At 51.3% G+C, this 8,742-nt stretch carries 8 protein-coding genes and 1 pseudogene; 6 read left to right on the top strand and 3 right to left on the bottom strand.

Annotated features, from left to right (window positions below; genetic code table 11):
- Positions 1-64: 64 nt before the first annotated feature.
- Both CLV88_RS18745 and CLV88_RS18750 read left to right on the top strand, forming a co-directional pair.
- On the top strand, positions 65-1,486 hold the full coding sequence (locus CLV88_RS18745) for a mannose-1-phosphate guanylyltransferase/mannose-6-phosphate isomerase (RefSeq protein ID WP_106609944.1): 1,422 nt from the start codon (positions 65-67) through the stop codon (positions 1,484-1,486).
- A gap of 168 nt (positions 1,487-1,654) precedes the next feature.
- Positions 1,655-3,043 (top strand): hypothetical protein, encoded by a 1,389-nt coding sequence (locus CLV88_RS18750; RefSeq protein WP_106609945.1) that lies wholly within the window; start codon positions 1,655-1,657, stop codon positions 3,041-3,043.
- 188 nt (positions 3,044-3,231) lie between these two features.
- On the opposite strand, the gene CLV88_RS18755 is transcribed toward CLV88_RS18750, so the two are convergent.
- The 3 genes and pseudogenes from CLV88_RS18755 to CLV88_RS18765 all read right to left on the bottom strand — a co-directional run.
- Positions 3,232-4,086, bottom strand: a complete 855-nt coding sequence (locus tag CLV88_RS18755) for a trypsin-like serine peptidase (protein ID WP_133170007.1) — start codon at positions 4,084-4,086, stop codon at positions 3,232-3,234.
- Positions 4,087-4,145: 59 nt separating this feature from the next.
- Positions 4,146-4,634 carry a hypothetical protein gene (locus tag CLV88_RS18760; RefSeq protein ID WP_106609947.1) on the bottom strand — a complete coding sequence of 163 codons (489 nt, stop codon included), beginning with the start codon at positions 4,632-4,634 and terminating at the stop codon, positions 4,146-4,148.
- 248 nt (positions 4,635-4,882) lie between these two features.
- Positions 4,883-5,074 (bottom strand): annotated as a pseudogene (locus tag CLV88_RS18765) (integrase core domain-containing protein); the annotation flags it as partial.
- A 200-nt stretch (positions 5,075-5,274) separates the two neighbouring features.
- Here CLV88_RS18765 and rfbC point away from each other — a divergent pair.
- The 4 genes from rfbC to rfbA are packed head-to-tail and all read left to right on the top strand — an operon-like array spanning position 5,275 to position 8,654.
- Complete coding sequence (gene rfbC, locus CLV88_RS18770; RefSeq protein WP_106609948.1) at positions 5,275-5,853, top strand: dTDP-4-dehydrorhamnose 3,5-epimerase; 579 nt, start codon at positions 5,275-5,277, stop codon at positions 5,851-5,853.
- Positions 5,854-5,858: 5 nt separating this feature from the next.
- A complete protein-coding gene (rfbB, locus tag CLV88_RS18775) occupies positions 5,859-6,929 on the top strand; it encodes a dTDP-glucose 4,6-dehydratase (RefSeq protein WP_106609949.1) in 1,071 nt (356 codons plus the stop codon).
- Positions 6,929-7,789, top strand: a complete 861-nt coding sequence (gene rfbD / locus CLV88_RS18780) for a dTDP-4-dehydrorhamnose reductase (RefSeq protein WP_106609950.1) — start codon at positions 6,929-6,931, stop codon at positions 7,787-7,789. The genes rfbB and rfbD overlap by 1 nt, the downstream gene beginning before the upstream one ends.
- Positions 7,782-8,654, top strand: a complete 873-nt coding sequence (gene rfbA / locus CLV88_RS18785; protein WP_106609951.1) for a glucose-1-phosphate thymidylyltransferase RfbA — start codon at positions 7,782-7,784, stop codon at positions 8,652-8,654. Before rfbD ends, rfbA begins: the two co-directional genes overlap by 8 nt.
- Positions 8,655-8,742: the final 88 nt, after the last annotated feature.

The following is an 8,742-nucleotide window of genomic DNA, read 5'->3' on the forward strand; positions in this document are numbered from 1 at the left end:
ATAATGGCTGTCGGCTGGAGATTCTGGACTGGACCTACCAAGTCCGATTAGAGAGAGTGTCGATATGATCACACCTGTTCTTCTGTGCGGGGGCTCTGGTACCCGTTTGTGGCCTTTGTCACGTAAATCCTATCCGAAGCAGTTTATGCCCTTGGTTGGGGAAACCACCTTATTTCAAGCCGCTGCACAGCGGCTTTCTGGACCGGATTTCTCGGCGCCGCTGGTGCTAACCAATGCAGACTTTCGATTCATCGTAGCTGAGCAACTAGCTGAGATCGGCATTGATCCAAGCGCAATCCTGATTGAACCAGAGGGGCGTAACACGGCCCCGGCCGTGCTGGCTGCTGCACTTTGGCTGGAAAAAAGTGACCCCGATGGGCTTATGCTTGTGACTCCATCAGATCATGTTGTGTTTGATGCATCAGCATTTCGCGCAGCTGTGTTGGTTGGTTCTGAGGCTGTGCGAGCTGGACAAATTGTGACCTTTGGCATCAAGCCTACACATGGGGAGACGGGATATGGGTATCTCGAACTGGCAGAGCCCCCAGGGAACCACGTTGAACAGGTCATACCGTTGAGACGGTTTGTTGAAAAGCCTGATGCTGAGCTTGCTGAAGAGATGCTTGCGGCCGGAACTTACCTCTGGAACGCAGGCATTTTCTTGTTTTCTGTTAAGTCTATTCTGGCGGCGTTTGAAGCCTACGCTCCTGAGTTGGTGGGGCCGGTACGCGCTGCTGTGGATGGGGGCAGTCCCGATTTGGATTTTTTGCGTCTTGATCCTGAGGCATGGAGCGGTGTTAAGGACATTTCTATCGACTATGCGATAATGGAGGCAGCTGATAATTTGAGCGTTGTGCCTTTTGCGGCTGGCTGGTCTGATCTTGGTGGCTGGGACGCGGTCTGGAGGGAAACCGTTCAGGAAAAAAACGGGGTGGCCACTTCCGGACCTGTGACGACCATAGACTGTCAAGATTCGTTACTGCGGTCGGAGGACGAAGCGCTCGAGGTCGTTGGCATTGGTTTGCGTAACATCATCACCGTAGCAATGCCAGATGCCGTGCTAGTGGCAGATGCAGCGCGTGCGCAAGACGTGAAGCTGGCTGTGGCCGCTCTTAAAGGCAAGTCGGTAAAACAAGCAACAACCTTCCCAAAGGATCACCGCCCATGGGGGTGGTTTGAATGCCTTGCCATTGGCGATAGATTCCAAGTGAAGCGCATTCACGTCCATCCTGGCGGGGTGCTATCGCTGCAAAAACATCACCATCGATCCGAACACTGGATTGTGGTTGAGGGGACTGCCAAGGTTACAGTAGATAACAATGTGAAACTGGTGAGTGAGAACGAAAGCATCTATATCCCACTTGGGTCCACGCACCGTATGGAAAATCCTGGCAAGGTGCCCATGGTGCTTATCGAAGTGCAAACAGGGGCCTACCTTGGCGAAGACGATATCGTACGCTACGAGGATGTGTATGCGCGAGAATAGAGGTTGCCGTCTATCTCGGAAGATTTTCAGAATACCAAGTCCCGACCTCGGAGGTTTTTTCGGCAGGCTCGGAGCAAAGGATTGTGTCTGTCTCTTGCCGACACCGGAACGAAACACGAGTTTCCTTCGCCATTTTCCCCAAGACAAAAGTAGTTTGGGAGGCACCATTTGTTCCTGAGGAAGCTGATCAAGGCGCTAAGGTATTGTCGACTGCCCAGACTGGATCAAGACGCGAAAATTTTGGCCGCTTGTTATAATAATCAGGATCCACCGCGTGGAGAAGACCTGTCATCCTATGACGAGGCGCCGCTGGAGTGGAAAATCCTTCATTTTGGCAGACAAGCACGGAAGGGCATCTTTTGTCCTAAGCTGCGCGATGCATTACTTCGCATCGTGGAGCATAAAGAAATTCCAGTTCCAAAATCTGATGCTGCCGTCATTGAGATCAGCTGGATATTGATGTCGCAAAAACACTGGCCAGGTCTGTTTAGTCTGTTGGGGGAGCTTGAACTCGCACAATTTGAGAGGGTGCCTTACCATCTCAAGGATTTTTATTTTCTGGCGTTTGTCCGCCTCCAAACGACGCGGATCGTCGAGGGTATGCAAAAAGAAGCATTTCTTGTAGATGCCGCCTCGGTATTGGCGCGACTAAAAAAAACATGTGTCAGGGATGAAGGCCGCCAGAGACAGGAGATTTATCAGGCGCTTATAAACCATATGGCTGGGCTTCATGAAGAAGCCCGGATGGTGCTATGCTCAGCACCATGGACGTTGCCCTTTCTAGGTCAGTTTGAAAGCATTCGGAGTATCCACGCACCAGTTTTTGTTCAAAAGGCCGATCAGACCCCGCCCTTTAAAATCCACAGCCAACCCGGCGGCTCAGCGGCATTGGTTTCAGTGGATGAAGTATATTTTAAAAGATATTTCCAGAGATTTCTCCGCGTTTTCGAAGAACACAATTCTGGTGAAGCCCTGCATCTGCACTGTATCGGGTTCGACCCTACATCGGTTCTTGAGGAAACCAAAACACGTGTGCGAATTGGGTACTCGGTTGATCGGCGGCCGTTGGCGTGCCTTAGCCAAAGAGATCGCTACGGATATTATGCCATTTCACGCTACCTTTATCTGCCACATTATCTGGAAATCTACGATGAGATCATGGTGCTCGATATCGATGGGCGGGTTTTGCAAAACATTGCTGTTATAGGGGAATCCAGACCAGATGCTGAAGTAATCATCGGGGGCAAACTTCTGACAAAAAATAGGTGTTTGTTTCGCCTGCCGTGGGAAGCCCTCCCCGCAAATGCGATGTTTTTTTCTAAAACACCCGGAGCACGCGATTTTGCCCGATATGTGTCGAGCTATCTTGAGGCGTGCCTAAATAGTGTGTCGGACACTAACAGCCTTTGGTATTCAGACCAGAACGCACTCTTCTATGCATGGCTCGACACGAGAAAGCATGTCCAATTTCGCCATTTTTCCGCACCTCCTTTCAAACAGGCCATGTCTTGGAAGCTTTTTGAGGGGCATGCTGGAAAGTCCCGATTCATGGGGTAATTGGCTTTTGACGGCACACCCGCAAGCGCAAATGTTGTCGCTTACTGGGTTTGGCATGGGGTTAACGTCGAGCAGAGAAATGGACGGCTTTTTTTGCTGCATGCGACACTACAACGAAGCCGCTGCCGTGGCAGAGCATTGCTTCGCCGCATAACAATAGGCTCTCAATATATTTAGTGCAGTTGGCTTTATTCAGAGCGTTTCGTGGAGAGTGCGTCCACAAAAGACGCAACTGGTATACTGAGGCCGATATTTCTCAATCCGCTGGACGCGACCCCGGATAGAACTCCAATCACCTTTGTCTCCCCGTTTTCGGTGACTAGGAGCGGCGCGCCGGAATCGCCTGACATCGCGGAACACTGATGGAGTATGGTGGCGTGATTCGGACGGTAGCGCGCTTCTCCACAGTCATGTGCAACAGACAGCACGTGCTCTCGTAGTCCGGCATATCCTGCCAATACCACTTTTTGGTTGGGCCATTCCTCGGCGCTCAACTGTCTTAGTGGCAAGAAACCAACCTCCAATCCAACTGGGTCTTCCAAGAGCAATAAAGCCCAGTCCTGGCTAACAGCAGAGGAAAAATTACGGCTCTGCGTATCATTAACGGGGTCCAGAATGTAATCCACAACAGCTGAAACTGCCGTGGCTGCCCCTCTTTGATATCCGGCGACGAACCGGAGGCTTTGCGCCGGTATCCAAGATTTCCTAGGCTGATTATATAAGCAGTGAGCGGCGGTCAGAACAACGTGGCTGGAAATGAGCACACCTGTGCAATGGCTTCGAACCTGTGTGCTTGCAAAATTCACACGCCCAATAGCGCGCCAAGGCATTTGGGTCGCGTCGACGATTTCCCTGTTGCGGATAGCTGCACATCCCGCACTTAGTTTATTTCCCATCCTGCATATTGGGGAGAGCGTGCTTTCATAGACATTTTTGCGTAGCAAGCCAGAGTTCGGTTTCAGGGGGGAATCTGCGGCCGCTGCATGCATGACGACCCCAAGGGAAAGCAAACAACACACAACATATATGCGCAGGATCTTCACGGGGTTTGTCGCTCCTATACAGGCTTTACCAGATGATCATGCGGTCATTTATGCCGTGTTTAATGCCTCACACGTGTTCTGATGACAGGTGGTTTCTTCCCAAAACTGAATACATGCTTTCTGTTTGTTTGACACACTCGTCTATGCCGACCAGCGATATAGCTGATTCTCTTGTCCTGATTCAGACAAACCGGACAGATGTAGTGAATGGGCTGTTCGTCGACCATGTGGTCTTTAATACGAAATACATAGTCCCCTTCGGCGGTTTCGACCATCTCGTAGCGTGCCTTCTCTTGTTCGAAGGCGACGTTTTCATGAAATTTCCGGTTCAGGTTTTTAACTACTTCGTAGAGCTGCGTGTTTGTGATGTTGGCTGTTGTGAGTTCAACCACCAACTGGGCAATTAGTTCTGCGAGAGCGCCTTCAACCTCAACGCTGCCGTAGTTCAGCTGAGTCTCAACTGCCCTGATGGTTTTGGTTGCTTTGTCTGAAATGCCAACAGCGCTGGATGCCAGTCCTAGCGCCTCTTGAATTTGTGTGTGATCCATTCAGCACTCTCTCCTGTCCCGTCGAAGTTGGGTAGTACTTCCAAAAGATTGAAAATTTGCAATCAGCTTGCGGTGCTTGTTCTCAGGGTTAATGATAATCAGTCTTATGATCGACTGAAAGATACTGATAGTGACTGCCGGTTTATTTTGTGGATAGGAATTGTTCCTCGCCACACATCTCAATTCAAGCCGTCACCATGTCAAAGGCCTGAGCTACTCCCCATTTGTTGGACAGTATCTAACGTAAATTAAGCTACTCTCTGCTCCTGCTGATCGGGTTTGGTTTCGTCGTTTCTCAGCCAGTAGACCACGGCTGGGGGTTTGCCGCCAAGGGCAGAATGCGGACGTTTGTGGTTGTAAAAGTCGAACCATTTTCTGACGCCAGCTTTGGCCTCTGATCCGGTCTCCCACGCGTGCAGATAGACGCATTCGTATTTCAGGTGGGGCTGATCAGCCGCGGAGGCGGGCTAGCTCCTGAAAAGCGGACACAGGCATGTTTTCTATTTTTGGGATGATGGCCAAAAGCAAAAAGTAGTGGCGTCATATCCATTAGTCTTATTGGGCTAGGAAACATCAAGGATGTGATGATACGTAGCATTCCACTAGTTATTCACAAAGAGGCTTCATGGAATGCTCTGGAATGTTAATTGAACGCTCTTCTTTGCCTGCTGTCCTAATTCTCACGCCTGATCGCTTTGAGGACAAGAGGGGATACTTTTCCGAAACCTGGAATCGAAAAACTTTGGTCGACGCTGGGGTTGACCTAGATTTCGTGCAGGATAACCAATCGTTTTCAGCACAGGTCGGAACGGTTCGCGGTTTGCATTTTCAAGCCCCCCCACACGCGCAGGATAAACTTGTTCGGTGTAGCCAGGGTGCAATATTTGACGTCGCTTTGGACATTCGTTGCGGCAGTCCTACATATGGGCATTGGGTCGGGGTTGAACTTAATGCTGCAAATGGCCGACAGCTCCTAATTCCTAAGGGGTTTTTGCATGGGTTTGTTACACGGGAACCTGCGAGTGTGGTGCAATATCGGTGCACGGACTATTATTCCCCTACGCAGGAAGGCGCCGTGGTCTTTGACGATCCCGATCTTGGGGTTGATTGGCTTCTGAGTGGAGAGCCTATTTTGTCGCCAAGGGATTCCTCAGCACCGTGTTTTGCCGATGTTGAAAGCCCGTTTTCTTGGACAGGTCCGCTGCCTTGGGAGGATTAGAGCGTATGAGATTAATTGTTACGGGCGGTGCCGGGTTTATTGGGTCAGCTGTGGTGCGCATGGCCGTGGACAAAGGGCATGATGTGCTCAATATAGACGCACTTACTTATGCGGCCTGTCTGGAAAACCTTGGCCCCGTTCAGAAGCATCCACGATATGCCTTTCTGAAAGCGGATATCCGGGACCATGCGGCAATGGCCTCGGCGTTTGCAGACTTCAATCCCAACGCGGTTTTGCATCTGGCGGCGGAAACACATGTTGATCGCTCCATTGATGGCCCGGATTTGTTTGTGGACACCAACGTTGCCGGAACATGTACTTTGCTTGGGGTTGCCCGGGATTGGTGGGAGTCGGTCGGGCGCCCCAGCTTTCGGTTTCATCATATTTCGACAGACGAAGTATTTGGTTCACTTGGGCCGGAAGGGCTTTTTTCTGAAGAAACCCCTTATACTCCGCGCAGTCCTTACGCAGCTTCAAAAGCAAGTTCGGATCATCTGGTGCGTGCTTGGTACGAGACCTACGATCTGCCGGTGGTTCTGAGCAACTGCTCCAACAACTATGGTCCCTACCAGTTCCCAGAAAAGCTCATACCACTGGTCATCATCAAAGCCATTTCCGGTGAGCCTATTCCTGTCTATGGGAACGGAGGCAATGTGCGGGATTGGCTCAATTTGGAAGATCATGTGGATGCCCTATTCACAGTTCTTGAGCATGGGAAAACTGGCAGATCCTATAATATCGGAGGTGAAGCCGAGATGCGGAATTTGGATCTCGTAAACCATATATGTTCTATTCTTGATGAGAAGCGTCCTATAGAGCGACCTTACCGGGAGCAAATCACGTTTGTCGCGGATCGACCAGGGCATGACAAGCGCTATGCCATGGATATCACGCGAATCCGCACTGAGTTGGGATGGCGGCCAAGGGTGTCACTTGCACAGGGACTTGAAAAAACCATCGCTTGGTATCTCGATAATGAAGCTTGGTGGCGACCTTTGCTAGAACGGGAGGGAGCCAGTCAACGCCTTGGCATGAAGGCAGAATCTTTCGCGGCTGACGTTGAGCAGCGCGCGTAGTGAAGTTTCTAGTTTTTGGACAGACCGGCCAAGTAGGAGCCGAATTAGCCGCTTTGGAGCATGTCCTGTGCCTTGATCGCACCGACGCAGATTTGTCCGATCCCGAAGCATGTGCGCGCACTATCCAAACGCAGGCACCGGACGCTGTCATTAACGCTGCGGCCTATACCAATGTGGACGCTGTCGAAAACGATCCCGCGCTGGCGCACGTCGTGAATGCCGAAGCTCCGGCACGAATGGCCCGGGAATGTGCCGGTCTGTCCATTCCCTTCATTTCGATTTCCACGGATTATGTTTTTGACGGGCGGGGGTCCCGCCCCTACACTCCAGATGATGCACCAGCACCACTTAATGTCTATGGAAGCTCCAAGCTCTCCGGTGAGCGTGCAATCCTCCAAGAAGGGGGGTGCGGAACCATTCTACGCACTTCTTGGGTTTTTTCGTCACACGGCAGAAACTTCGTGAAAACAATGTTGCGGCTTGGTCAGGAGAACCAGAAACTGGAGATCGTGTCCGACCAAGTGGGCGGTCCTACACCCGCGCGCGATATCGCGATGGCGTGCTACACAATGGCAGGGGCTCTAATTATTCAACCGCAAAAGGCAGGTATCTACCATTTTTCAGGATACCCGGATACAAGCTGGGCAGATCTTGCCCGGGAAACGTTTTCCCAAGCTGGCCTTGATTGCCGGGTGCGGGACATTCAATCCCAATCTTATCGGACCCCAGCAACACGCCCTCTCAACTCAAGGTTAGATTGCACAGAGATCCAGGAAGTATTCGGTATTGAGAGGCCGGATTGGCGTATGGGCCTGGCAGAAATTCTGTCAGAACTTGAAAAGGACTTCCCTGATGAGTGAGCGAAAAGGTATCATTCTGGCCGGTGGGCGCGGCACGCGCTTGTTCCCAATCACGACGGCCGTGTCGAAGCAGTTGCTGCCGGTTTATGATAAGCCGATGATCTATTTCCCCCTGTCGGTCCTGATGCTGGCAGGTATACGAGAGATTTGTGTTATTACGACAGCACAAGACCAAGAACAGTTCTTCCGGACCCTAGGTGATGGTAAGGATTGGGGGATTTCGCTGAGTTATATCACACAACCGAATCCGGAAGGGTTGGCTCAAGCGTATATTTTGGCTGAGGAATTCTTACAAGGCAACTCCAGCGCCATGATCCTTGGCGACAACCTGTTTTTTGGGCATCATTTGCCCACGTTGCTTGCTGAGGCCGATGAGCAGAAAGAAGGCGGAACCGTTTTCGGTTACCGAGTTGTTGATCCGGAGCGCTACGGCGTTGTTGATTTCGATGATCAGGACCGGGCGCTTAAGATCACGGAAAAGCCTAGGCATCCAACATCAAAATATGCGGTTACGGGACTGTATTTCCTAGACAACACGGCATCCGCGCGCGCGCGCAATCTCACCCCCTCGAACCGCGGAGAACTCGAGATAGCCGATCTTTTGCACAGCTACCTTGATGATGCCGTGTTGTTGGTCAAGAAAATGGGCCGCGGGATGGCATGGTTGGATACAGGAACCCATGCAAGTCTGTTGGATGCGGGCAACTTTGTCCGAACGCTCGAAGAACGCCAAGGCTTACAGATCGGATCTCCGGAAGAGATCGCCTTTCGCCAAGGGTGGATAGATGCTGATCAACTCCGTGTCCGGGCCAAACTCTTCGAGAAGATCCAATACGGCCAGTACTTGCTCAACCTTTTAGTCTAATTTCCAATTCTTAGGGTTAGATCCACCGGCTTCCAGCCGGTCAGCTTCAGCCAAATTCAGATGATCCTTCTCCCCGGTTTTGGCTCGC

The organism is Shimia abyssi (assembly GCF_003014475.1).
GTDB lineage: Bacteria > Pseudomonadota > Alphaproteobacteria > Rhodobacterales > Rhodobacteraceae > Shimia > Shimia abyssi.